Annotated in this window: 33 protein-coding genes and 1 tRNA gene; 14 read left to right on the top strand and 20 right to left on the bottom strand. The window is 60.3% G+C overall.

Annotated features, from left to right (window positions below):
• Positions 1 to 17 precede the first annotated feature (17 nt).
• The 17 genes from EAO39_RS07305 to EAO39_RS07225 all read right to left on the bottom strand — a co-directional run bounded on the left by EAO39_RS07305 (position 18) and on the right by EAO39_RS07225 (position 13,303).
• A complete protein-coding gene (locus EAO39_RS07305) occupies positions 18 to 386 on the bottom strand; it encodes a DUF3168 domain-containing protein (RefSeq protein WP_120966814.1) in 369 nt (122 codons plus the stop codon).
• Complete coding sequence (locus tag EAO39_RS07300) at positions 383 to 856, bottom strand: HK97-gp10 family putative phage morphogenesis protein (RefSeq protein ID WP_120966813.1); 474 nt, start codon at positions 854 to 856, stop codon at positions 383 to 385. Before EAO39_RS07300 ends, EAO39_RS07305 begins: the two co-directional genes overlap by 4 nt.
• On the bottom strand, positions 846 to 1,190 hold the full coding sequence (locus EAO39_RS07295; protein WP_120966812.1) for a phage head closure protein: 345 nt from the start codon (positions 1,188 to 1,190) through the stop codon (positions 846 to 848). Before EAO39_RS07295 ends, EAO39_RS07300 begins: the two co-directional genes overlap by 11 nt.
• Positions 1,187 to 1,387: a hypothetical protein gene (locus tag EAO39_RS07290; protein ID WP_162989494.1), complete on the bottom strand. Its 201-nt coding sequence runs from the start codon at positions 1,385 to 1,387 to the stop codon at positions 1,187 to 1,189. Before EAO39_RS07290 ends, EAO39_RS07295 begins: the two co-directional genes overlap by 4 nt.
• Positions 1,388 to 1,456: 69 nt before the next feature.
• Positions 1,457 to 1,816: a head-tail connector protein gene (locus EAO39_RS07285; RefSeq protein ID WP_120966810.1), complete on the bottom strand. Its 360-nt coding sequence runs from the start codon at positions 1,814 to 1,816 to the stop codon at positions 1,457 to 1,459.
• Positions 1,817 to 2,152 (bottom strand): hypothetical protein, encoded by a 336-nt coding sequence (locus tag EAO39_RS22895; protein ID WP_240466914.1) that lies wholly within the window; start codon positions 2,150 to 2,152, stop codon positions 1,817 to 1,819. It abuts the gene before it with no gap.
• 56 nt (positions 2,153 to 2,208) lie between these two features.
• Positions 2,209 to 3,573 (bottom strand): phage major capsid protein, encoded by a 1,365-nt coding sequence (locus EAO39_RS07275; RefSeq protein WP_120966809.1) that lies wholly within the window; start codon positions 3,571 to 3,573, stop codon positions 2,209 to 2,211.
• An 11-nt stretch (positions 3,574 to 3,584) separates the two neighbouring features.
• Positions 3,585 to 4,463 (bottom strand): head maturation protease, ClpP-related, encoded by an 879-nt coding sequence (locus EAO39_RS07270; RefSeq protein WP_120966808.1) that lies wholly within the window; start codon positions 4,461 to 4,463, stop codon positions 3,585 to 3,587.
• Between the two features lie 5 nt (positions 4,464 to 4,468).
• Positions 4,469 to 5,764: a phage portal protein gene (locus tag EAO39_RS07265; protein ID WP_120966807.1), complete on the bottom strand. Its 1,296-nt coding sequence runs from the start codon at positions 5,762 to 5,764 to the stop codon at positions 4,469 to 4,471.
• 7 nt (positions 5,765 to 5,771) lie between these two features.
• The gene (locus EAO39_RS07260) at positions 5,772 to 7,430 is read right to left on the bottom strand and encodes a terminase TerL endonuclease subunit (protein ID WP_120970799.1); all 1,659 of its coding nucleotides are present in this window, start codon (positions 7,428 to 7,430) and stop codon (positions 5,772 to 5,774) included.
• 44 nt (positions 7,431 to 7,474) lie between these two features.
• Positions 7,475 to 7,963, bottom strand: coding sequence for a hypothetical protein (locus EAO39_RS22890; RefSeq protein ID WP_120966806.1), 489 nt, complete (start codon positions 7,961 to 7,963; stop codon positions 7,475 to 7,477).
• A 138-nt stretch (positions 7,964 to 8,101) separates the two neighbouring features.
• The gene (locus EAO39_RS22495; RefSeq protein ID WP_240466913.1) at positions 8,102 to 8,551 is read right to left on the bottom strand and encodes an HNH endonuclease signature motif containing protein; all 450 of its coding nucleotides are present in this window, start codon (positions 8,549 to 8,551) and stop codon (positions 8,102 to 8,104) included.
• A gap of 273 nt (positions 8,552 to 8,824) precedes the next feature.
• Complete coding sequence (locus EAO39_RS07245) at positions 8,825 to 9,259, bottom strand: antiterminator Q family protein (protein WP_120966805.1); 435 nt, start codon at positions 9,257 to 9,259, stop codon at positions 8,825 to 8,827.
• Positions 9,259 to 9,561, bottom strand: a complete 303-nt coding sequence (locus EAO39_RS07240) for a hypothetical protein (RefSeq protein ID WP_162989493.1) — start codon at positions 9,559 to 9,561, stop codon at positions 9,259 to 9,261. The genes EAO39_RS07245 and EAO39_RS07240 overlap by 1 nt, the downstream gene beginning before the upstream one ends.
• A 396-nt stretch (positions 9,562 to 9,957) precedes the next feature.
• A complete protein-coding gene (locus EAO39_RS07235) occupies positions 9,958 to 12,420 on the bottom strand; it encodes a VapE domain-containing protein (protein WP_120966803.1) in 2,463 nt (820 codons plus the stop codon).
• Positions 12,421 to 12,494: 74 nt separating this feature from the next.
• Entirely contained in the window at positions 12,495 to 12,785 is a 291-nt protein-coding gene (locus EAO39_RS07230; protein ID WP_120966802.1) for a hypothetical protein, read from the bottom strand.
• A complete protein-coding gene (locus EAO39_RS07225; RefSeq protein WP_043371254.1) occupies positions 12,782 to 13,303 on the bottom strand; it encodes a phage regulatory CII family protein in 522 nt (173 codons plus the stop codon). The genes EAO39_RS07230 and EAO39_RS07225 overlap by 4 nt, the downstream gene beginning before the upstream one ends.
• 68 nt (positions 13,304 to 13,371) lie before the next feature.
• Between EAO39_RS07225 and EAO39_RS22490 the strand changes: the two genes are divergently transcribed.
• The 14 genes from EAO39_RS22490 to EAO39_RS07170 all read left to right on the top strand — a co-directional run bounded on the left by EAO39_RS22490 (position 13,372) and on the right by EAO39_RS07170 (position 21,594).
• Entirely contained in the window at positions 13,372 to 13,653 is a 282-nt protein-coding gene (locus tag EAO39_RS22490; protein WP_162989492.1) for a hypothetical protein, read from the top strand.
• Between the two features lie 137 nt (positions 13,654 to 13,790).
• On the top strand, positions 13,791 to 14,426 hold the full coding sequence (locus EAO39_RS22885; RefSeq protein WP_240466912.1) for a S24 family peptidase: 636 nt from the start codon (positions 13,791 to 13,793) through the stop codon (positions 14,424 to 14,426).
• Positions 14,427 to 14,794: 368 nt separating this feature from the next.
• Complete coding sequence (locus EAO39_RS22485) at positions 14,795 to 15,226, top strand: hypothetical protein (protein WP_162989491.1); 432 nt, start codon at positions 14,795 to 14,797, stop codon at positions 15,224 to 15,226.
• Positions 15,220 to 15,357, top strand: a complete 138-nt coding sequence (locus EAO39_RS22480) for a hypothetical protein (protein ID WP_162989490.1) — start codon at positions 15,220 to 15,222, stop codon at positions 15,355 to 15,357. Before EAO39_RS22485 ends, EAO39_RS22480 begins: the two co-directional genes overlap by 7 nt.
• Complete coding sequence (locus EAO39_RS07215; protein ID WP_120966801.1) at positions 15,354 to 15,728, top strand: hypothetical protein; 375 nt, start codon at positions 15,354 to 15,356, stop codon at positions 15,726 to 15,728. The genes EAO39_RS22480 and EAO39_RS07215 overlap by 4 nt, the downstream gene beginning before the upstream one ends.
• An 8-nt stretch (positions 15,729 to 15,736) precedes the next feature.
• Positions 15,737 to 15,886, top strand: a complete 150-nt coding sequence (locus EAO39_RS22475) for a hypothetical protein (RefSeq protein ID WP_162989489.1) — start codon at positions 15,737 to 15,739, stop codon at positions 15,884 to 15,886.
• Positions 15,886 to 16,239, top strand: a complete 354-nt coding sequence (locus EAO39_RS07210) for a hypothetical protein (protein ID WP_120966800.1) — start codon at positions 15,886 to 15,888, stop codon at positions 16,237 to 16,239. The genes EAO39_RS22475 and EAO39_RS07210 overlap by 1 nt, the downstream gene beginning before the upstream one ends.
• Positions 16,232 to 16,990, top strand: a complete 759-nt coding sequence (locus tag EAO39_RS07205) for a 3'-5' exonuclease (RefSeq protein ID WP_120966799.1) — start codon at positions 16,232 to 16,234, stop codon at positions 16,988 to 16,990. The genes EAO39_RS07210 and EAO39_RS07205 overlap by 8 nt, the downstream gene beginning before the upstream one ends.
• Entirely contained in the window at positions 16,987 to 17,376 is a 390-nt protein-coding gene (locus EAO39_RS07200) for a hypothetical protein (protein ID WP_120966798.1), read from the top strand. The genes EAO39_RS07205 and EAO39_RS07200 overlap by 4 nt, the downstream gene beginning before the upstream one ends.
• Complete coding sequence (locus tag EAO39_RS07195) at positions 17,373 to 17,804, top strand: hypothetical protein (RefSeq protein WP_120966797.1); 432 nt, start codon at positions 17,373 to 17,375, stop codon at positions 17,802 to 17,804. The genes EAO39_RS07200 and EAO39_RS07195 overlap by 4 nt, the downstream gene beginning before the upstream one ends.
• On the top strand, positions 17,801 to 20,257 hold the full coding sequence (locus EAO39_RS07190) for a ParB/RepB/Spo0J family partition protein (protein WP_120966796.1): 2,457 nt from the start codon (positions 17,801 to 17,803) through the stop codon (positions 20,255 to 20,257). Before EAO39_RS07195 ends, EAO39_RS07190 begins: the two co-directional genes overlap by 4 nt.
• A gap of 232 nt (positions 20,258 to 20,489) precedes the next feature.
• Positions 20,490 to 20,699: a hypothetical protein gene (locus EAO39_RS07180; RefSeq protein ID WP_120966794.1), complete on the top strand. Its 210-nt coding sequence runs from the start codon at positions 20,490 to 20,492 to the stop codon at positions 20,697 to 20,699.
• A complete protein-coding gene (locus EAO39_RS07175) occupies positions 20,696 to 21,220 on the top strand; it encodes a hypothetical protein (RefSeq protein WP_120966793.1) in 525 nt (174 codons plus the stop codon). Before EAO39_RS07180 ends, EAO39_RS07175 begins: the two co-directional genes overlap by 4 nt.
• Positions 21,221 to 21,222: 2 nt before the next feature.
• The gene (locus EAO39_RS07170) at positions 21,223 to 21,594 is read left to right on the top strand and encodes a helix-turn-helix domain-containing protein (RefSeq protein WP_120966792.1); all 372 of its coding nucleotides are present in this window, start codon (positions 21,223 to 21,225) and stop codon (positions 21,592 to 21,594) included.
• Positions 21,595 to 21,606: 12 nt separating this feature from the next.
• On the opposite strand, the gene EAO39_RS07165 is transcribed toward EAO39_RS07170, so the two are convergent.
• The 3 genes from EAO39_RS07165 to EAO39_RS07155 form a co-directional block, all read right to left on the bottom strand.
• Positions 21,607 to 22,428, bottom strand: a complete 822-nt coding sequence (locus EAO39_RS07165; protein WP_120966791.1) for an abortive infection family protein — start codon at positions 22,426 to 22,428, stop codon at positions 21,607 to 21,609.
• A gap of 48 nt (positions 22,429 to 22,476) precedes the next feature.
• A complete protein-coding gene (locus tag EAO39_RS07160) occupies positions 22,477 to 23,697 on the bottom strand; it encodes a tyrosine-type recombinase/integrase (protein WP_120966790.1) in 1,221 nt (406 codons plus the stop codon).
• 193 nt (positions 23,698 to 23,890) lie between these two features.
• Positions 23,891 to 23,964: transfer RNA gene (locus EAO39_RS07155), tRNA-Cys, on the bottom strand.
• Positions 23,965 to 23,974 lie beyond the last annotated feature (10 nt).

Below are 23,974 nucleotides of genomic sequence, written 5' to 3'. Positions count from 1 at the left end.
CGGGATGAGTGAAAAAATCAAGTACGGCGAACCCACCAGCTCACGTCCAGGCTGATGCGGTAGGTACGCGTTGAGGGGTCACGCCCCATGTCGCGAATGGTGTTGATGTAACAGTTCAGCTCAATCGCGTTGCGCAGGGCATCCCGCACCGCCTTGGCTGACTGGTCAGACTCTGCCCAGATGTCAACTGAGAGCTGCCCCTCATCGGCGCATGCGCGACCGGCCAGCACGTTGTCGGGTAGCAAGTCGGTGCGGTACGTCACATAGGGGTAGACACGCTCTGCATCGTCGTTTTCGCCCCAGGGGTAGATACGAGGCTCCGGGTCACCCAGCTCGGCAAGCACTGCAGGCGACGCCTTCGCCACACGGTAAAAAGGCACAGTCATTTCAGCTTGCTCACGATCTTGGTGATCTGCTTGTCCAGCTCGGTGCCGAACAAATTGATTGCCTGCTCAGCCGTGGCCTGCGCTGCCGGCACAAGAAACGGCTGAGGCTTTGCCACCTCAGTGCCCAGCTCAATCAAATGCCAGTGCGGGGTGTTGCCCTTGGGGCCAGTGTCTGGGTTCCCCTTCGGGATGCGGCCCTTTTCAGTGCCGACGCCCACGCTGATCATCAGGTCGCCTGTGCGCTTGTAGTGGCGGCTGCGAAATCGCTGAATGATGTTGTCCGAGATCTTGCGGCCCGTTTCAGCATCATCAATGCTCTCTGCATTGATCTTGGCTTGCCTGCGCACCAGGCTTGCAGCCTTACCCAGCGCAGACCGACCAGGCTTGAGTTGCAGCTCGCGCGGCAATGCAAGCAAGCGCTTGCGCAACTCTTCCGCGCCGCTCAGTGTGAATTTGACGTCATTTGCCATCGTTCACGCCCTCGCTGACTGGGTGGGTCTGATACTCGCGGCCATTCTTCTTATCAGGAAGAGCGTCCGCGATGCGGTAGATGGTGCCGTCATCGCTGACAAAGCGCATGCCACGTTTCACACGCGGATCTCGGTACGTGACGATGTGGGCCGATATTTCGCTCTGCGCTGCAGCAGCGGCTATGAATGCCCGAACACTCAACGGCTCAATGCGGGCCCAGAGCTTTCCGATCTCGATCCAGGCCTCATTGATGACCGCACCCGTGTCCGGGTCCCGGCCGGTCTGCCGCTGCTGCAGACTGAGCGGATGATTGAGAGAGCCAGCGCGAATCATCCCAGCGTCCTCCCATCAAGGCCCACATTGGGGGGCAGTTCCTGCTCTACGTAGTCCAGCGCAATGGCTTCGGCCAGTTCCTCAATCGACTGGGCCAGGCGGTTGAAGGCTTGCGTCTGAGCCCGCATCTCCATCACCAGCTGCTGCTGGCTCTGCAGCAACTGGCGCGTCTGCAATGCCGAGGATTTGTTTCGCACGATTCAAACTCTCCTTCCCCCACTTCAGCATCCACTGCCGGCGGGCTTCGCAATCAGCACAAGCCATGATCAAGCTCCCAAGCGGCGCAGAGGCAGCAAACAGGCTTTGGCACCCGTAGGCAACTGCGAAGTGATAGTCCCAGTCACAACCTCTTCGCGGTTGGCGAACAGGTCGCCCAGCGTTAAAAGAATGCCGGCCCGGACCATGTCCATGTCGTCATCCGTTGCCAGGAGCGGGCATGGCCGCGCTGTGCCAGCGGATACAGCAGCGTCCAGCTCGGCCTGAGTGGCGAAGACATCGCGATCCAGGAATGCCAAGGCCATCCGAGTGGCGGCGTTGAGCTTGAGCTGGATATCGCTGTCTTCGTGGACATGAGTGACACGCAGATGGGCCTTTGCCTGCGCCAGAGTGACAAGCTCAATGGCCATTTACTTACCGCCTCTCTTGCCGCCTGCAGGCTTCTCGGCCTGGACAGCGGGGGCGGCGGGCGCTTCGGGCGCTTCGGGCGCTTCGGGCGCTTCGGGCGCTTCGGGCGCTTCGGGCGCTTCGGGCGCTTCGGGCGCTTCGGGCGCTTCGGGCGCTTCGGGCGCTTCGGGCTTCAGCGTATCTGCAGATTGGCCTGTGCCGCCCTCATCTTCAATCTCGATCAAGCCCTTGGCCTTGAGCTGAGCGGCATGCATTTCGCTGACCGAAAAAACATCGCCGGGCTTTTTGCTGCCGTTGTGCTCAAACCCCGCCACGGCCTTCACAGTTACTTGTTTCATGAAACTCTCCTGTATTTGCGAGCAGTGCACACGTGTGCACTGCTCTACCGTTTCAATCAGGGGGTGGGAGTGGGGCCGACGCCCGTGAAGTCGCCCTTGACGAATGCCTCGGGGCGGAAGACCGTCAGGCCGATGCGCTCTTCCGCCAGGATGGTGACCATGTTCTTGACGAAGTTGTCGCCGTCCTGGTTGCTCACAGAGACGTTCGCGTCTTCACGGTCCCATCCCTGAGCTCCCAGTGCAAAGGCGCCGGCCAGGAACTCGTTCTTGGTCATGCTCTGCGAAGACACCACAGGGCGTCCCCACAGACCAGGCACGGCCAGACCATGCGGCGTAGCAAACAGGTAGGCGTTGTCCTTGGTCTTGGTCAGCTCGATCTGGGTCCAGTCAATGGGGTTGAGCACGAGACCGTCGGCGGTGTACTCGGCCAGCTCAGCCTGCAGCATCGCGATGCGCAGACGGTCCAGCATGGTTTCATCCTGCACGATGACGCCCGGATTCGAGTAAGGCGAAGCCTGGGTCCAGATGCCGTTGATGTTCACGCCTACGCCGGATCCCTTGAGCAGCTGAGCCTCTTCTTTCAGCTTCAGGCCGTAGATCAGGCGCCCATCGATATAGGCCTGGAGCATGGGCACATCAGACAAAACCTGCTTGGAAGCCTTGACCCAGTGAGCGATGGTTGCCGCCTTGGCAGAGTCCAGCTCGAATGCGATATCGGACTGGGGCTTCGGATTGCTCGGGTTCTCGGCAACGACATCGGCGTTGTTCGTGAAACCCGTTTCACGAACGTATTCGATATCGGGCGAGGACGTAGGACCCCAGTTCAAAAGATCACGCACAAACAGTCGCTGCTGCGGGGGAGCCACGATGCCAGGCAGGCGAGTGGGCTGAATCAGGCTACCTGCAGAATCCGGGGCACCGGACACTGCGTTATGGATAGATCCGATCTTGACCGAGACAGAGCCGCGCAGGCTGGGGTTGAAGCCCATCAGCGCTTCATTGCTGATGACCTTCTCGCCCAGCGTCTGAGGGCGCCCAGCACCGCCACCGCCGTTTTGCAGGCCGGCAAGCGCCTGCTCAGCAGCTTGCAGTCGCGCCTGCAAAGAGCCTTGCTCCACCAGCATTTTGTCCACGCTGGCCTTGGTCTCGGCCGTCATGGAGCCGTGATTTTTCAGCTCCTTCTGGGTTGTTTCCGCGTAGGCTTTGAGCTGGTCGCCCACGCTTTTCAGGTCCGCCTGGACCTGCTTGTATTCTTGTTCCACGCTGACCGAGCCGGCAAAGCCGAGCATCGACAGGCCTGCGAAGACATCGGGGTGGGCAGCGATGAAGCCGGGAACATCCACACCAGCAGCCTGAGCAGCCACAGATGCGACGGCGAGTGCGGCGAGGACCACGACGGAGATAAAACGAGACTTTTTCACGGTAGTACCTTTCAGAGTGAAGCGAAGCAATTGGCAAGAGAACCCGACAGTGCGGACGCTCCACCGGTGGCAAAAGCAGCTGTTGGAGAGCTGCGCTCGGTGGGATCTCCCTCACCGCTGCCGGCGGGGTCACCCACGCCGGACTTGAACTCGCTGATGAGGCGCATAGCCTCGGACTTGGGCAGGCCGCTGGCGCGCAGAGCTGCCTCCAGCCGGCGGGCGGCATTGGCTTGTGCCTTGGCACCGCCCTGGCTGACCTGGTCGGATGGCAGCAGCTCATCAGCAAAGCCCTGGTCTATGGCGCTGCTGCCACCGATCCAGGACTCCGCGTCCATGAGCTTGCCCATGGCTTTCACGTCAGCGCCGGTGCGCGCCGCATAGATATCGGCCAGGGCTGAATCGAATGGCTCCAGCCAGTCGGCCAGCTCGCGGTAATCGTTGCGATTGCCTGCAGCGACGGTCCAGACGTTGTGCACCATGAAGAAGCCGGCCCGCGCAATCTGCACGGTGTCGCCGGCCATGGCGATGATGCTGGCGGCCGACGCGGCCAGGCCCAGCACCTTGACCGTCACTTCGCCCTGGTGCTCGCGCAGCAGGTTGTATATGGCCAAACCCTCGAAGACATCGCCGCCGGGGCTGTTGACGTTCACGGTGACAGGGCCAGCACCAAGGGAGCGGAGCGCCCCGGCGATTCGCCGTGCTGTCACGCCATCGCCCGTCCAGTAGTCGTAGCCGATGACGTCATAGATGCTGATGCTGCGATCCTCACCTTCATCAACCGCTGCCTGCACGCCAGGATTCCAGCGGTCGAATGCACGGGGAAGAATTTCGCTGCGCACGCCGGCGCTCGGGCGGCCCGTTGGGGCGCCCGGAAGGGATTTCATACTCATGGTGTTTAGCCTTTCAGGGGCTCAGGTTCAGCAGCCAGCAGCTGCCGTAGCAGAGCCACCGCCTGCGCATCAGGGTTGACTTGGCCGAGGCCGTCCAGGGTCGTCATGGCTGACTGCACGGTCAGCACGGCAGCATTGCCGCCCATGGGCTCACGGTCTTCAAGCGCCCGGACCTCATCGCGGGTCAGGATGCCGTTGTTGACCATGGCCGTGTAGAAGGCTGCACGCGCCGCACTGTCGCCGCGCAACAGGCCCTCCACGGCAAACTTGGCGTAGTAGCGCAAGCGCTCAGCGGGGTTGAGTAGGTCCTTGCTAATCGACTGCTCAATGCGGCGCAACCAGGGCGCCAGCGTGAAGACCAGGAAAGCAATCATTTGCTGCTCGATGCCGCTGCCCCAGCTGGTGGTCTTCTCGGTATGACCGACCATCCAGGGGGGCACGCGGAACCAGCGGCAGATTTCCTCCACGCTCCAGCCCCGAGACTCCAGCAGCTGCACATCCTTGGGATTGATGCTCAACGTCTTGGCTTCGATGCCGCCCTCCAGAAGCGGCGTTTTGCCCTGGTCTATCAGACCCATGACGTTTTCTCGGAATTCCTTGCGCCGATCTTCTTTGAGCCAATCCTTGAAGGTGTAGTAAAGGTTCTGCAGGGCACCATTGCGGAACGCGCGGCCTGCCGCGCGCTCTGCAGCGCCTGCCTGGCCAAACACTGCCGAGCCGTAGTGCACTACGCTGACGCCGTTCTCACCGTCCAGCGAGAAGCCAGGCACCGTCCACACCTTGCTGGCCGGAATCAGCCGCTGCCGGTTCCTCTTGTCCCTGTAGCGCCATTCGGTGACAACGCTGCCGTCCTTTCGGTTTGGCGCCAGGCGGTCAGGGTCAAGGTACACCAGGCCGACCAGGCGGCCGTTGAACTCCAGGCGCTCGGCCCGACCAGCTCCGCGCAGCAGCATGGCGGCCACCATGGCTTCCCAGAAAACGGCCGCCGTCGCGTCCGGGTTCGGCATGTCGTGCACGATCAGGTGCAGCGGATGCTGGGGAGCGACACGCTTTCCCTTGCTGTCCTTCTCATAGATGCTGAGTGGCAGCGTGGCAATCGTCTCGGCAATCAGCCTCACGCACGACCAAACAGCCGAGAGCTGCAGCATCGTGCGCGGGCTGACTGTCATGCCCGTATCGAGATCCACGCCGAAGATGGCCGCCGTGCCTGGTGCGTCGCTGATGCTCACGGACTTGCCCAGCAGCGCATCGACAGCAGCGCGAACGCGGCCATGCCGCCGCTGATGCAGTTGTGATTTCATTGATCGCTCATTTCGTTGTTGGGCTGCAGAAGAAGCCGTCCTCATCCCCGCTGTCGTCAGGTGCAGCCATGCGCCCAAGGGCCATCACTGCGGCCACGATGCCGTCTATGCGGCCGTTTTCCTTGCTGGCCTTTTTGTTGGGCCGGTAATTGCCGTTGGTATCGAACAGCAGCGAGACGTTGCCCGCGCAGTAGCGCAGCACCGGATTGCCGCCATGAGCTAGCAGGCCTCCATATACGATGCGTTCCAGCTCTTTGCTGCCTGGCCCCATGCCGCCCGTGTTCTGCGGGATGTTGACCATGGGCAGATCCGCAGCCAGCAGATCGTTGACCAGCTGCTGGGCGTTCCAATCGTCAAAGCCCAACTGCTCAATCTCGTAGTCCTTGCCGGCCTGAACGACCACGTCATACACCGCACCGTAGTCAGTAACGTTGCCGGGCGTGAGGGTGAGCCAGCCTTCCTCGGCCCACTGCCGATAGTTGGCCTCATCATCTGACTCCTCATCCTGCTTGGACTCGGGCGCCCAAAACCACGCCAGGATGTGGACCGTGGTTTCTCCCTCAAGCGGCGGGAACACCAGCACGAACGCCGTCAAGTCGCGCACGCTGGCCAGGTCCAGGCCGCCGAAACAGCGCCGGCCCTTGAGCTTGTCGCGGTTGAATGGCTTGCCGCCCTTGTCCCATACCTGGATGTCAAACCAGCCTTCGGCGTTGTTGCACCAGATGTTCAGGTCCTTGGTCAGGAAGTTGGCCCGCGCGCCTGGCAAAGCCTTGGCCTTGCGGGCCTGGGCGCGCATGTAGTCCCATGTCTTGCTGCGACCCAGACCAGGATTGGCTTTGATCCAGTTGCGCTCGTCGTAGGGGTCATCGCCCACATCCGGCGTGTAGATGTAGCCAAACAGGTCATCATCCAGGCGCTTGCCGTCCAACACACTGACCAGGTAGCCGCGCACCTCAACACAAATGCCATTGAGGATGAAGCCTGCCGTGGTGATGGCCGACAACAACGGATGCCGCCGAGCGCCAAGGGCTGACTCCATAACGTCCCACACGTCCCGGTCAGCCTGGGCATGCAGTTCGTCAAAGAGAACAGCGGAAGGATTCAAGCCGTCCAGGCTATCGGCATTGGCTGGCAGCGGAGCAAACACGCTGGCGTCCATCTGGACGCTCTCCTGGTTCAAGCCCTCATGGATCTTGAAGCTGCGTTTCACGCCTGGAGAACGACGCGCCCAACGCTTGATGTTGTCGAATGCCGGCTTGAAAACCGACATGGCCTGTTTGCGGGTGGTCGCCACCGCGTACACCTCGGCGCCGGCCTCGCCGTCCATGGAGAACAGATAGGCGCCCTGCGGCCCAGTCCACGTGCTCTTGCCGTTCTTGCGCGCGACCTCCTCATATGCCCGTGTGAAGCGCCTACGCTGGTCGTCCGCATGACGCCAGCCGTACTTCACGGCTGTCCAGAACTTCTGCCAGGGGTCCAGCAAGATGGGCTTGCCAGCCAGCGGACCTTTGATGTGCACAAAGAACTGCTCAATGAACTGGATCATGTGCCAGCTGTAGCTGGGCATGAACACCAGGCCACGGGCACCGGCCTCCTGCAGGTCCCGGTAGTGGCGCACGACTGCCAGGTACGTATAACGCCCTGTGCTGATCTCGTTGCGCAGCACGGGCAAGCCGTACTCAACATCCCACTGCTGCAGCTGGGCTGGTATCAGTGCGTCGGTATGCTTCCTGGTGAGGCGGTAGCGTGCCCGACGAGTGCGCCGAACAGGTCGTCCTGCCCGCCCTGCACTCCCGTGTCCTTGCGCACTCGCGCCAGAGACGGAATGGTCAAACATGCTTTCGGCAACCATTGGCCCAGCTCCATCTTGAGGCGGACCTCATCTTTGGCCCATGGCATTTCAGTGACCCATCCAGTCTTCGATGTCTGGGTGCGCCCTTCCTTCTCGCACTTCTCGACGGCCTTGAGCCAGTCAGCAAAGGTGCGAACGATCACGGCAATTGGGATGCCGGCTGTCATGTGCTCGATGCCGGCTTTGCGCAGCGAATCGCAGATGTAGTCGTACAGCTCCTGCTCGCTCGCCGTCAGCTGCAGTTGCTGGGGCGCAGCCGGAGAATCGATTTCTGTTTTGAGCCCTGTTACCTGCCCAGCACCCACGGCTGGCGGCTGGACCGCAAACTCCGCAGTCTTGCTAGTCATGGTCGTCCTTGGTTAAACCCCCAGGGGGTAGTTTTCGTTTCCCATAAAAGTTCGCCTGGGGGCTCGGTTTCCGGTCGGCCTGGGTCAGACTTTTTTCACCCCCCTCCCCCTGCCTGTGTTTTCAAATGAGAATCCTTCTCATTCATATCGATATCCGGCCCATGCCCGTTTGACGCCGCGTGCCCGCTCGGCCTTGGACTTGATGTCGTGGCAGTCGTCACACAGGGGCTGCACGTTGTCATCGGTGTCGGTGCCACCCTCTTCGAGCGACTGGATGTGATCGCGCTTGGTTGCCAGCTTGACCACACCATTGCGCCGGCACTCCCGGCACAGCGGCTCACGGGCGAACAGCTCAGCTCGAAGACGCTGCAGAGGCCTGCCCGTGATGCGCTTGGCAGCGGTGGGCTTCTTGGCCCATGACTGCTTCGGATGCTTTAGACATCGGCCCGTGCCATCGCGGACCAGCACGCCACAGCCAGGATGAGAGCAAGGGCGCGGGGCGGCTGACGGCACGGTGATGTCTCCTGAATATTTGCTGGTTACGGCTCCAGCGTTGATGGCGCAACCGTTGACTGGTCTCGCATTCAAGTGCCAACCTCAAATGCTGTGTCGTTCACCCAGACACACGGCCCCTAGCGCTCTAGGCATCGCGGTAATGGGGAGGCCCGGCATTGGTCCACCCTTGTGGTGCCAGTTGGTCTTTATCGCTCGTACCTCAGCGAGCTGTTGGGGCTTGAGGATTCCGGCTCAAGCGCGCCCAAAAGAAAACCCCGCACAGCGCAAACTGGCGGGGTTATCGGGGCATGCGTTCAGTGGTTGGGGTCACTGAGCACTAGCTTGCCTGAAATGTAGCGCAACTCTCTATGGTGTCAAACTCCCCTGCTTTGCCATGTACTCACGGCCACGGGCCAATGCCTCTTTCTCTTCCCTCAGCCGTGCCTGCTCCTGCAACCAGCCAGCGATGAAGTGGTCTGCTTGATCGAAGTGCGAGTGAATGGTGCTGGGGCTTTTGCCTGTGCTGCGGGCGATCAGCTGCACGCCCATATCCTGCAGATAGTAAGCATGGAGCGTCTGGTACAGGTGGATCTTTGCAGGCTTCAAAGCCTCCACCGCCTGGTCCGTCTCTTCGCCTTCCTGGTCTATGTGCGGGATCATGCTGCCGTTGTAGCTATTGCGGCTCCACACATCCACTGCCAGCACATTCACCGAATGAAAGCCAAGGCCGGTACTGTTGAGCCGAGCTTTCCACAACGCCCAGTTATCCAGCCTGCGCTTGATGTGCTCAATACGCGCCATCAGTGGCCTCCCTTCACAGGCTCACGCATGAACCCGGCAAAGCTGGCACCCAGCAGGATAGCGGCCTGCTGTATCTGTGCGACCGAGCGCTTGCCGCCATCGATCACCGCACCTACTGCATCCACAGGCCACGGCGTGCCAAGCACCTTGCCGTTCTCGATGGCGTAGAACCACCCCGGCTCGCCCTTGAGTGCGCGGCGGATGCACTGGTCCACATAGTCCCGGCCCCACTCCACACGCTTTTGGTCCACCCAATCCGCCGTTTCCGGCATGGCGTCTCTCAAACTGGCTGGTTTATTCATGCCGCAACTCCCCAACTGTGCATACGTGTGGACGAGGGGTGGACGGAGGGTGGACGGCGCAAACCCGCGCCAATCCTCAATCCGTCCATTCGTCCATACTGACCACCCAAAAAATAAAAAAAATGTTCCGCGTACGCGCACAGACACGCGTGCGCCTGTCCGCACACACGCTCATGTGTGTGGGTACGCGCCTTGGGGTGGACGGGTGGACGGATCGCTAAAAACTGTTGAATTTCAACAGCTTGCGCCGTCCACCCCCCATGGACGGAGGGTGGACGGAGGTGGGCGGGGAGGACGGCGGTGGCGACATGACCGGCTGCGCGGATGCATGCGCATCCACCCAGACGGGGCGTGACCAGCCCGCGTAGCATCCTACCGCGTTCCACGGCGTTCAAATCAAATCGGCAGGTCATAACCACTCCCTGCCGCGTCCAAGTCGTATGGCCATTCCGGGCCTTCATCGCGGGCATCAGGCTGCGCCACAGCAGGCCCAGCTACTGCGCTGATGTCTTCCTTTGGCACACGTATAAAGCCGCGCCTGCGCCCGCCTGTTGTCTCCCTATGCGCCTTGAAGCCAAGCGCCTTCATCGCATTGCTGATGCGCAGATCCATCTGCCCAGCACTGTCCACGCGGTCGTTCTTGATCTGCAGCGCGTCATACAACTCTGTGCGCGGGAAGAATTCGCGATTGCAAGGCGCTTTGTCGGCCTTGCTCAAGCCATCCAACCCGTTCACATAAGCATCCAGGCGGTCTTCCCAAGGGTCTGACCGTTTGAACGGTTCCTGCTCCGGGAAGATCAAAGTCTTCTCTTCCTCACGGTCAGGCCAATAGCGTTCACCTTCATTCAGACGGTGCAGAGCCTCGGCCAACAACTGGCCGCGCATCTCGGTCAGTACCTCGGGATAGACATCCTGAATCTCCAACGGCCAGAAGCGCCGGTCGCCCGTGGCGTCTCGCAAAAAGGTATCCGCATTGGTCGTGCCCACGTTCACAAAGTGACGCTTGGCCTTGATCATCTGCGCGCCGTAGGGTGGCCGAAACCAATCCTCCTGTGCCGACAGATACTGTTTGATCGCCGTAGCATCAGCCTTGTTCAAGGACTCCAGCTCGGCAGACTCCACCAGCCAGGCCATCTGCTGGGCCAGCTGCGAATCCTTGTCGCCCACCTTGATGGCGTTGTCGGTGAAGTACGGATAAGCCAGCGCACGAAAGGCTGAGGACTTCTTCAAGCCCTGCGTTCCCTTCAAGATCAGCATGTAGTCGAACTTGCATCCAGGATTGATGGCGCGGTTGACCAGGCCCATCATGAAGCACTTGCCAATCAGCCTTGTGTACGGCCGCTCCTCGATCCCGTAGACCTTGGTAAGCCAGTGCTCCAGGCGCGGTGTCTTGTCCCACTCCTCGGCCCGAATCAAGTCCTCAATCGGGTTGTACTTGTCCAGGCGGGCCGCCATCTGCACACCATCACGCAACGTGCTCTTGGCGGCGATGTTCAGGCTATGCACCCGCAGCAGGTACTCGCCCAACATCATGTCGTCCTCTTCCTCCCACACGCCCGCTTCGCGGCCCCATGGAGCCTCGCGACTGCGATCCAGCTGCATGGTGAAGGTGTTGTAACGGGCCAGGCCCGCCAGCTCCGGGTCGAGCTGCATGCAATACATCACGTTCGGCCGGCAATCCATAAGGCCGTTCTTGCCCGTGACCAGCTTGTCGTAGAGCGCGTCCAGGCTTTCGTCGTGGCTGCGCTTCTTGCCCTTCTTCTTGGGCTTCTCATCGCCACCACCATCGCCAGCAGCTTGAGCTGAAGGATCTGCAGACGGCGGCGTAGCCCCACCTCCCCCTGCGGGAGCCTGCTGGTTCGCGCGCGGAGCTTCCAACTGGATGCCCAACACACCAGCCAGCCACTTGAGCGCCTCGGCGGGCTTTCCTGTGCCTGGCCCCCACTCCATCACCAGATCGATGGGCGAGCGGCTTCCTTCCCGGGCATCGCCCATATCGGCCACGCCCCAATCCTTGATGCCTTCGGGCTGAATGGACAGATCCTCCTGCAGATCGCGCCCCAAAGCCTTTGACGTGACCCGATAGCCCTGTCCCTTCTTCAACTCGCGGCCACCAAACAGCGCAGGCACCCAGGCGTAAAGCGAGGCCATGGCCTTGGCATTCACCTTGGCAAAGTCATTGCCACCGGACGACTCTCCACCCCCTGCAGCACGCTGCGCTGGCTGGGCAGGCTGGGCTGCGGCCGCGCGCTTGTCCTTGGCCTCTTGAATCGTCACATGCATGCGACGAATGGCTGCGTCATCAGCTACAGCAACCTCCAGAGGCGTGCCATCAACATGCTTGCCGGTGACGGTGAAATACTGCTTCTCGCAGAACATCTCAACGCCGATGCCGTTGTCCTTGGCCGTATGCGTGTGCCCCTGCAGGTACAGGTGCACACCTGTGCCGCTTGGCGAGATCTCGGTGAAGGTATTGAAGGCCGCAATGATCTTCTTGCAGCGGTCGGACATCGCGCCCGTTGCCGGGTCCACGTGCTTGTCTAGGTCGATACCTATCAGGCCATCACCGGGCAGAAAACCAAAACCGATCCCGCTCCAGGCGTCGGGCAGGCCTTCTTTGCGTTGAAACGCAGTGCGCACCACTGGCAGCGTGGCCAGGCGCTGGCGGTCGCGGTCGCTGCCTTGATCGCCAGAGCGACGACCGCCCCCTACGTAATAGGGCACTTTCAACCAGGCAGAGCGCTTTTCGTCCCACTCAAACCGCCAGAGCACCCACTGCTGCCGCTGGGCAAGCTCTGCAGGTATCTTGTCCCACTCCGGGACCGGGGCCTGTGGCACTGCTGGCTTATCGTCAGTCATGCGCACCTCCCCGCAGAAAAAAACAACTCACGCCGGCGTCCCCAACACCGACAACGCGAACCAACTCCATCCATTTACCCCCAGACGCGCATTGCTGCAGAAAGATGGATCACCGCTTCATTGGCGGCATCCTGCGGAACCGGCAGCGAATACACCGCTACCGGACGATTGCGACCAGGGACGCGGCGCGTGTTCAGCACACACACACGCCCCCGGCGATTCATGTTCTTGATGGTTTTGGTGGCGGCATCCAGCCCCACCTGTGCAGCTGCAGCCAGCTCGCGCAGAGTCAGGCCACCACCTTTGGCACACGCTGATGCCAAGGCCTGCAGCAGTGCCTTGTTGGTTTCTCCTGCGGGTCTCATGGCGACACCTCCAGGCCTGCAGCGCGGCGGGCATTACGCACCGTGCGATACAGCAGCTCTATCTCTGCCATGGCCTGCTTCTCGATGGCCTCGGCCTCGGCCTTCGAGATCCGCTTGTCGTCAGTGGCCTTCATGACCAACTCAGTCAGTTGGCCGCCCTGCACGTTCAATTGGAGAGCCTTCTCCCGGATGGCCGATGCCTCGCACGCCCACCCGCCAGCAGGGGGAGGAGGCAGCTCCATAGTGACCAGTCCAAACTGGCTATTGAGCGCCTTGAGCCAATCTCGCCAACCAGGCTCGCGGATCTCCTGCATCCACTCAGTCAGCAGCTCGGCCATTTCCAGAGTCAAGCTTTCGCCGTCAGCACCTCGCAGGCGGCGACGGAGATCTTCACGATGGATTGACTTCTCACGCCTGTCGGTCAGGTATGCAGCTGCCGCCGCCACGCCGCCACTGGCCTTGCGCACCGAGTTGTAGAAAACATCGCGCCAGTCGATGCTGGAGTAACGCCGCGTCATTGGCCTTCCCCTTGAATGGCTGAAATTTCAGCGTTGATCAGGGAAGCGCCGGCAGGGACACTGCCCCCATGAATAAAGAAACCCACCGCCCGCAGCACAACAAGCCGCACACACCTGCCCGCGTGTGCAGCACCTTGATGGAGCGAGGAGACAAAACGCCCGGCAGCTGTGCAGCTCCGATCTGGGCGGTGGGTGAAAGTCAGGCGATCAGCCATGGGCTGACTCCTGCGAAGACTGGATACCTAGTTGACTCATCGCAGCAACGTGCTTACGCCACAGCGCTGCTTGAACGCGGTCGACCTGATCCTTTGTCAGCTCATCAGGCCATTGCGATACCGCAGACGGTGTAATCCGGCACTCGCGCGCGACTGACGCGGCCGTACCACCCAACAGTTCAAACGCATGAGACTTTTCCATGCGGTTGACTTTAGCACACTCAAGTCACAAACGAAAGCAGCCTAAAGTGTTTAGGTGGCTTAATTAATCCATGGCCCTTAAAGATCGCATCCAGGCACTCATAGACGCGGGGTTTACTCGCACCGAGATCGCCAAAGCCGCGAAGAAGTCCCAAAGCGCAGTGACGCAATGGCTCAGCGGTGACACTAAAGAGTTGAAGTCCGATTCAGCTGCAGGCATCCAGGCAGTCACCGGCTTCAGTGCCGTATGGCTAGCTACAGGCAATGGACCTCGACTTGCTACAGAAGCATCCAATGTGGCGCTAGGCCCGAATATGGGCGGCACTGTGCCCCTTCTTTCTAGCGTCCAAGCGGGCAACCCAAAAGAATTGGTAAACAACTATTCCCCGATGGCAAGTGATGCAGAGCAGATCCCGACTGCTGTTCCAGTCAGGCAGTACACCTTCGCTCTGCGAGTTGAAGGCGACTCAATGGAGCCTGACTTCAAGGAAGGCATGATCATCATCGTTGAGCCTGATCTAGAGCCTCTGCCTAACGACTTTGTAATCGCCAAAAACGGCAGCGAGGAATCCACCTTCAAGCAACTTGTGAAGGACGGCTCGGATTGGTATCTCAAGCCTCTCAACGAGCGCTATCCCATGAAAACCTTCACGCCGGACATGAGAATTGTTGGAGTAGTACGAGCTGTCGAACGCCGCTTTCGTTGAGCGCACTTAAGAAATCCATTTAGCCAGCTTGCAAACTAAACTTTAGTGAGCTAAAGTCCATCCCGCGACTCGCGTGAGTTGCGGGCTCCACGGCATCGACCGGGCCAGCCCCGGTCGTTAACAACCTGCTGAGCACATACGGCATCCCTTGGTGCCTCGCCCTGCCCCGTGCAGGGCAAACCTAAGCGCATTGCCACCCCGACCAATGCGCTTAGGTTTGTGCCGCGCCCGTGGTTCTTCTCCTCCCTCCCTCTCTTACTTGCCACGGGCTATGCGGCCTTTTTTTCGCGCCCGAGTGGTGCCGCATGTGCTCAGCAGGATCTGCCCGCCCCGACCAGGCGGGCTTTTTCTTGCCCAAGGAGCAGAGGATGAGCACCACACAAGCCTGTGCACACGTGTGCACAGCAAAACCAGTTCTGCATTTCATGCAGGCGGGCATTGACTACAACCCAGCGGCCGACAACGAGCGCCGATTCTGGGTTGTCGATACCAGAGCGCCGTCGGACATCCCGCCGCCGAATGCATTGCTGCTTGATGAGGTGCTTCTGCCAGAAACATCTCCGGTATCCGCGCCTAGATTTGTACCCAGGAACAACAACCAACTCTCTTATCTGCATGGCGGTGGCTTGGTATGCATAGATCGGCATCGCATGAAGCACGAGCTAGAACACTGCCCTGAGCGAGTTGGCAAATGGGTTGTCATGCTGCAACGCGCTGACGAAGCAGGCCGCATATGGAAGCGCACCGCCTTGTGCGCAATGGACGACCACGGCTGGCTGGTGGAGGTGCACGAATGCTGACCCGCTACATCGTCACCAGCGGCCGCAAGCGCCGCACCACCCTTGCCAACAGCAGTTGCAATGCCATCGCTCGCGCAATGGTCCGCTTCGGCAACGCCCACCCCATCAGCGCCCGGAGGGCCGAGGCATGAAGGAAGCACTCCATACCAACAAGGCCCTGCTGCGCGCGCTGGGCCTGAAGGACATGAAGTACATCCATGCCGTGGATGTTGCACTGCGCCCTCGCCAGCTACCTGTGGTGACCGTCCGCATGACCGTCGATCTGCCTGATGGGACCGATACCCAAGTCTTCCAGCTGGTCGCGCCGCTGACTGCCGCATCACGCCCCGCGCTGGATCTGGACGCGATGTGCAGGCTGGCCCGCGAGCGACTGCGCCACCGCATCGAGGACGACGCGTACGAGGCAATCAACTACTGCGCCTACGACAGCTACGACCGAGCAAAGCAGTACACCGGCTTTGTCCGTGAGTTGATCGAAGAGAGCAACCCCTATCCATTTTGAGGGCGGACATGAGCACACCAATCATCCAACTGGACGGGGTACCCACACCCCGCATGCGCAAACGCAACCGGCGCGCCTATATCCGCTGGGCGGCATTCTGTGCAGCGGCCCTGACCTTGGCTGCGCTGCGCGTGGCGCTCGACGCTGGAGTGCTGTGATGAACGACACCCACCCAGATGGGCTGATCGAACTCAGCGGCGAGCTGGTTCATGACGCCGAAGTGCGCACCGTGCTCATGGGCGACGACCAAACCCCCATGCCCGTGCTCTGCCTGCTCATCAAGGCCGACCGCTGCAACAACAGCCCGGTTCGCTCCGAGCAAGTCTACCCGGCCGCTTTGCGCCATGAAGCCGAGCAAGCCGCACGTGGCATGAAGCGCGGCACCCGCGTGACTGTCACCTCCCCCGTGGCGCATCTGAGAATGACCATGGGCATGACCACAAACATCCAAGTCCACGGCCGCGCCAAGCAGCCAAAAGCTACCCCAGCAAAGGAGGCAGCACATGCCTGATCTGAATCGCATCACCCTGATCATCGACAGCCTGCCCGAGGGCCGCGCCCAGGTGCACGTCAACATTCCAGCCCCGCTTCCAGGCATGCGCCTGGAGACTCCCGCCCACTCCCTGGCGATTGATGCCGTGGGCTGGCTGGGCAAGCAGCCTGCCGTCGCAGGGTTCATCTACGGCATGGAGCCCGCAACCGAGCGCCTGCTTGCAGCGCACATCGTCCTGGACTTGGAAACCTTGAGCACCAAGCCCAATGCCACCGTCATCTCCATCGGAGCAGTGGCGCTCACCGCAAATGGGCAGTTTGTGGCCGAGTTTCACGAGTCCGTCACGCATGCAAGTCAACCCAATCGGGGCATTGATCAAGAAACCAACGACTGGTGGCTCAAACAGAGCGATGAGGCCAAGGCCGCGAGCTTCCTGTCTGCCAACTCCATCCCAGCCAGTGAGGCGCTGCAAGCGTTCAGCCAATGGGTGAATGCCTATGCCGACCCCAAGAGCGTAAAGGTCTGGGGCAATGGCAGCAGCTTTGACAACGTGATTTTGTCCTCGCTTTACGCCGACTACCTTGAATTGACACGCCCTTGGGCCTGGTGGAATGACCGCGACATGCGCACCGTTCTGGACATGCACAAGGGTGCCAAGGACGTTGGCCCGTTTGAGGGTATCAAGCACCACGCTCTGCACGATGCCCGCCACGAGGCCAAGCAGTTGGCCAAGGTCTTGAAGCACGTCACTTCGGGAGCAGCAGCATGACCGCCAGCATCATCATCTGGGCACCCCAGGGCTCTGGCTTGGGCGATGTCATGACCGACAAGCTGCGCAAGCACTTTGGACTCTCCCGCATCTTTGAGCGGGAGGTCTTCGAGCATCAAACCGTGTCTCTGCCAGCAAACGACCACCTGATCGTGGCCCGCAGCCACAGCGCCCCCTTGAGCAAGATCCGCACCATCTCCTTTGCCAATGCGCTGAAGATGATGCAGGGCGGAACCCAGACCCTGCCAGATGGGGTACGCAGGCCAGGCATCCAGAAGTTGGCGCAACAGATCCAACGTGAACACCCGAAGTGGACGGCGTCTCGCTGCTTGGTTGAGGCCAAGGTGCTATGGACCAACAAGAGCGCGAACGGAGGTGCTGCATGAACGGCCACCTACGCGCTGAGCTGATCTTGAAGCACTTCATCCGTGCAGGGCAGATCATCGACCTGGCATGCGCCACGTTCACGCACGACATTGACCTCAAAGGCGATGAGCTGCTGGACGACCTGCTGGCTCCGGTCATCGAACTTCACCCCTCTGTTATGCCGCTGCGCCAGGAACTGGTGAACCTGTGCGAAGAGGACCAGAACGATGTCAGCGAGTGCCTGGCCGCACTCTGGGCCTCTGGCTTCACGGGCTATGCGATCCAGTTCCATGCCCCCTCTGGCAACAACACCAATCACCCCAACTTCGGCAGCTTCTACACGCAATGGATCTACGCCGAGACCATCGAGGAAGCATGGCAGCACGCCTGCAAATGGGGCGACGAATGCCGCCAACAACTGCAGCTTGAACTGGAGTCTGAAGAATGACTGAAGCACACGACACCGTCACCCAGGCCCTGCCCACGCCAGGCGCCGGCGAGCGCATGGACCATGTGGCAATCGTCAGCATTGCCCGCAGCCTGACCAACCCGCGCAAGCGCTTCGACCCGACCAAGCTGCAGGAGTTGGCAGACAGCATCGCGGCCAGCGGTGTGCATCAACCTATCTTGATTCGCCCACTGCCAGGCCACCGCCTGGAAGACACGCACCGCGAGGCCCGCGCACTCAAGCAGCCCGCGCCCGAATATGAGCTGGTAGCTGGCGAGCGCCGCTGGCGTGCCTGCCAGTTGGCCAAGGTGGTTCAGATCCCAGCGATGATCCGCCCGATGACCGACGAGCAGGCCCTTGAAGTCCAGGTCATCGAGAACCTGCAGCGCGAGGATGTGACCGAGCTGGAAGAGGCCGAGGGCTATGAGTCGCTGATGAAGCACAGCAAGCTCAACGCCGACCAGGTGGGCGAAAAGATCGGCAAGAGTCGTGGCTATGTCTACGGCAGGCTCAAGCTGCTGGACCTCTGCCAGAAGGCCCGCGAGGAGCTGCGCGAAGGCAAATTTGATTTCAGCAAGGCCTTGCTTGTGGCCCGCATCCCGAACGAACAGCTGCAGCTCAAGGCGGTCGCGTACATGACCAAGCCAGACTGGCAAGGCGACGTCCCCAGCTACCGCGAATGCGCCAAGCACGTGCAAAGCGAGTTCATGCTGAAGCTGGACACCGCGCGCTTCAAGATCTCCGACGCCAGCCTGTTGCCTGAAGCGGGCACCTGCACCGATTGCAAGAAGCGCACCGGAGCCAACCAGGAGCTGTGGAGCGACATCAAGAGTGCAGACGTGTGCACAGACCCCAGCTGCTTCCACAAGAAGACTGATGCGCACACCGCTCTGATGGTGCGGGAAGCCAAGGACAAGGGGCAAAGCGTCATCGTCGGCAAGGAAGCCGAGGAGCTCGCCTCCGGCAGCTACTACAACGCGAAGATCAAGGGCTATCGCCGCCTGGACACGGCCGAGGACAGCCCCACCAACGAGCCGCTGCGCAAGATCATCGGGACACAGATGAAGGCCGAGGGCATCCAGCCCGTGAAGATCGAGAACCCGCGCAAGAAGGGCGAGCTGATCGATGCGCTGCCCAATGAAACAGTGCTGCGGCTGCTGAAGATTGTTGATGGCCAAGCCCAAGCAGCCAAAGAAGTGAGCAAAGAAGTGCGCGACTTTGCCAACGACAAGAAAGCAAAAGCTGAAGCCAAGGCAAAGAACCAGTACGAGCGAGCCTGGCGCGATGACCTGCTGGACACAGCCTGGCAGGCCATCAGCAATGACGAAGGGATCGGCTTCACAACAGAGATCCACCGCTTCTTGCTCTTGCGCATGGTGCACAGCCTTGCGACCGATGACGTCGCTGCAGTCGCCGATGTACTCGGCCTGGGCCGGGTTGCCGCGCACAGCGCCTTGATCGAGCACGCCAAAGAAACCAAGCGCCCTGACCAGCTGCACATGCTCTGCCTGATGCAGCAAGACAACCGCATCGACAACCCCACCTATGGATACCGCGTCTCCAATGAGGGACTGATGCTGGTGGCCAGCGCCGCGATGGGTGAAGGCTTGCAAAAGGCAATCAGCACGCTCAAAGCGGCTGCCACCGATAAATTTCTGCCCAAGCCCTCCGCTCAACCTGACGCTCCGAAGGGCGGTCTACCCCTACAACCGGCTGCGCGGGCTGGCGGGGGTGCTGCGCGAAGCAAAAAGGGGGCGGGCAAGGGCTCTGCCGCTGTAGCCAACGAGGTGCCAAAAACTAGCGCTGCACATGCGTCTGCACAAATCGCCGAGGCATTGCAAGAGTTGCAGGAATCAGGCGCGGCCGCAGCCGCGCAAGGCGTTGATGGGGCGCCTGTGGCTGACGCCCAGGCACCCACTTCAGGCGCTGAAGCGCAGGGCAACGATGCAGCTCCTGTCGATGCTGTGGCATCGCAGGATCTGCCGCCCTCCTCGCCGGCCGCAGTTGATGACCAGGCCGAAGGCGATGACGAGCAGCAGCCTGCGGCTGCCCCCGGCCAGCAGGGGGTGGGGTTCGCAATTGACAGCGTAGTACGCGTTAAAGACGGCCTGCGTGGCCCCAACAACAAGCTGCGTAAGACCTGCGGCCGTGTGGGTGTGGTCAAGCAGGGCCTGCCTGGTGGCGGCATCCCCGTGATGTTTGGCCCACGCGCACACGAGAGCGGCATTTTCACAGCCGATGAACTGGAGCCCTACAAAGCCGACCCAATTGTCGGCAAACGTGCCCGAGTCCTCAAAGCCGGAATGACAGAGCGCCGCAATGCATTCGTGTGGAAGGAAGGTACTGTGTCAGGCGTCCTGGAGGACGGCTGGCAGATCACCTTCCACAGCAAGAGCGGGGGACTGCCCACACAGGAAGCGTTCGGCACCGATGAGCTGGAGTCCATCGAATGACTACCGCAGAAAAGCCATGCATCAAATGCAATGAACTATGGCCAGACGACAAGGAGTTCTTCTTCGCTGGCCGGGGGAACTCTGCGCTTCTCAGCGTGTGCAAGGCCTGCTATGCCGAGCACTACCGCACCCCTGAATCGCGGCGCAAACCGAAGAGAGCCGCGCCCAGCACTTGCCTGCCTTCGGCTGCGCTGCAGGGCATCTTTCATGACCTGGTTGCAGGAGCTCACGCATGAGCAAACTATCGCAACTCAAGAAAAAGGTTGGCTATCAGGAGCATGTACCCCGCTGCTCCACCTGCGCCTACTTTCTGCAGCAGCAGCTCATGAGGGATTCAATGCCTGGCTACTTTCAGCGGTTCTGTAGACAGCATCATTTCGAGGTCAAGGCACACGCTTGCTGCGACAACTGGATCTCTGAAAAAGGTGAGGTACTTGCATGAGCCGCCGTCACTTCTACCAGCAACCCCGACAGCATGGGCGCAACCCCCTGATGGTCTTCAACCAGCACAACAGCAAGCTCACGCCGGCCGAGGTTGCTGAGACCATGGGCTCACTGCGCACAGCCTTTGCACACATGCGCGAAGGCGTGGCCACCCACAACGAATACGTGGTTCTGCATTCCAGCATGCTGATAGCACAAGAGATTGAGCAGATGGGCGTCGTGCGCGGCCTGCAGGAGCACATCACGGCCGCGCTCCAGGCCTGCGCCTCCTACCAGGAGCGCAGCGGCTATGCCGAGAACTGGGTGCCCAGCGATATCCACTTCCACGAGCTGGATGCACTGGGCGCGATGCTGGATCTGCACGAGTACCAGCTGCAACAGCTCACCGCACGCGAAGTGCACCTGGCTGCACAGCGCCTGGTGGCCCGCACCAAGTCCGCCGGCGGCGATGTCTACCAGGCGGACAGCAGCATGACCACCCTGACAACCTACAAACAAGAACAAAGAAAGCGAGCCTGATCATGGAAGCCGCAGATCAAATCATCGATAGCGATATCTACACGGCCGTGCAAATTGCCTCTCTCTTGAAATGCGACAAAGAAACGGCAGAGGAGCGCATCCGCAGCGGCGACCTGCCAGGCATCAAGTTCGGCAAGAGCTGGGTCATCCCACGCCAAGCACTGCTCCAGTGCCTTAATGAAATGGCACTGAGCGAAGCCGCACAGCGTAAAGCAGAGCTGCAAGGCTCCCGCGCAGCCGCGCTTAAAAAAGGCAAGGCCTCGACCAAAGCCGAGGCTGCACCGCCACCGATGCTGCCGACCAGCCAGGGGCATCGCAAACGTGGCCAGCGCCGCGAACCACCCCAACTTCCCTCACTACCAATACCCGCCTGAGCTAGCCCTAAATCACTTCTTACGCTTTTCCCAAGATTCGAGAATGAAGAGCGCTGCAGTGTGCGCTGAGTGAATAGCTAGTCGTGCGTGTCGAGGCTCCAACTTATAGGTTTTCACACCCGGCCCATGTGCTGAGCTTGCATGAGTCCGAAGAGCACCAATTCCATCGATTACCCCAAACAATCCAGTGAGAATTACCTGTAGATCCTGATCCTCGATTGCGCCAGGATCAAATCCTAGATCTTTGCGCACCACGTTCCATACTGGCTTCAAGTCCTGCTTATTCGGCATTTCCAAACCACGTTCAGCAATATAGACCTTGCATATGCTCTCAAGGATATTGCTTGCCGCTGATACCGCCTCTCTTGGACTCAGCTCCACATTCGCAAGGGCTCGATTGAACTCCAGATCAACTGCTGGTATGTCACGCGCCCTGATGAAGTCCTCTAATGCTCTCGTTGGTGAACCTAGAGTCCCTGTAATTTTCCCGCCGCGCGCGTACTGAAGATCACACCTGGACAGTGCCTGCTGAATTTTCTCTTGATCTGCAGTGGGAACCTCCTCAGGGCCAGAACCGAAAAGGAAGGTTTTTTTCTGGAGATCCTCCTCCATGTACATCTCTATCAGCTTGCCCAACACCTGCAAGGGCTGCACCGCCTCATCAGCATTCACACGACGCAACCACTCTAAACATTTTGCGGGCTTGGCACCGATGGGTGGATCACCTGGGGCACCAGCATGCATAAAAAGATTATTCAATGATGAATGGTTCTCTCTTCTAGATATGACTTCTACACAAGCAGAGATTACCGGCGCTGGAATTGTTTGACGCATGTGATTTATTTCGCTGACATTAGTAATGATGAGCTTGAACCCGCACCCTCAATAAGTCACATCAGCATACATGCGAATGGCCAAGTCTTCGGCTCGGAAGCTGGCGTAGCGCTGGGGCATCTTGCTCCCCGGAGCCCAGCCCATCATTCCAGGTATCTCCACCTCACGGAACATCCAGTCACCCGTTTTCGGGTGACGCATCTCATACCAGCGGCAGGTCGCCTCATGCCGCAAATCATGCTCAGCCAGCCCCTGGCAATCAGCATAAGCAAACACCGTCCTGAAACGGTTTGACAGCTTGTGCGACACACGATCCATCTCATCAGGGTCACCATCCCAGAACGGGAAAATCAGTTGCTCCGCACCCTCATTCGGCAGCACTTCCAGATACTCACGCAGCACGGGCAATAGCTCCGGACGCACCGGCACCTCACGCCATTTCACATTCCCGTGCCACTGCTTGCTGGTGCGCACGCGCAGTTTGAGCGCATCGAGCTGGACCTGGCCACGCGTCAAGGTGTAGGCCTCTCGCAACCGCAACCCCGTCCAAACGATCAAGCTAAAGAGCACAGAGAGCGCAGGCATGTCGGGCGCATCCAGAGCGCGCTCACGATCCGGCCGCTTTTCACCCGCCATGGCCCGCTCGATCTTCTCCTGCTCTCCAGGGAAGAGACGCCGCTCGCGGCTCACGTCCACACGTACAGACAAGGCCTGCGCACCAGGCACGCCGGCGGCGTTGGCCTGCGCGATCTCCTCACGGTCCTTGCCGTTGTATGAAGCCAGACCACGGGGCAGCAGCTTGAGCGGGTTGCCGAAGTTCACCCCGTCCGCCTGCCGAAGCCACCAGTCAAAGCAGCGCGAGAGTGAGCCAATCCGCTTGCGGATGGTGCTGGGCGCGTAGTTCTTGCTCGCATCGAGCTTCATGCTTTTCACCCAGGCCTCGGCCCACTTGTAGGTGATGTCGGCAATGAGCACCTTGCCCAGCTCGATCTGCAAGAGTCGCAGGATCTCCATGTCACTCTTGGCGGGCTGGCCTGTATTCATCCAGGCACCGATGATGTAGCGCAGCTTTTCGGTCGGCTTGGGCTCGGCATCAGTCCTGGCCAGATCTGCTGGCACAACGCCGGCAGCTAGCAGCATGTCGACCTGCTTGCCATAAGCATCGGCCTCTGGACGCGTTTCAAAAGTCAAATACACCGGCTTGGGCAGCAGCTTGTTTCTGATGGTCAGCTCAAAGCGGCCTGTCCGCGTCTCCCGCACACTCGCCATATACACCCCTAACACTGTATAAAACAACAGCTATATAAAGTGTACTCGTGTGGACGGCAAGAATGAAGTTCCACGCGTGGTTTGACCGCGAATGACGCGCGGTCAGCATCGTTTTTGCGGGGGTTTTGCGCGTGTAAAAACAAAAAGGCCACCCGTGAGGGTGGCCTAACTTGTTGATTTCCTTGGAGAAATCTGGAGGCGCGAACCAGAGTCGAACTGGTCTAACCGGATTTGCAATCCGGGGCATAACCGCTTTGCTATCGCGCCGTCATCACAA

It is taken from the genome of Comamonas sp. lk, assembly GCF_900564145.1.
Lineage (GTDB): Bacteria > Pseudomonadota > Gammaproteobacteria > Burkholderiales > Burkholderiaceae_C > Comamonas.
The sequence above is the reverse complement of the archived record's forward strand: the minus strand, read 5'-3'. Positions and strand labels throughout refer to the sequence as shown.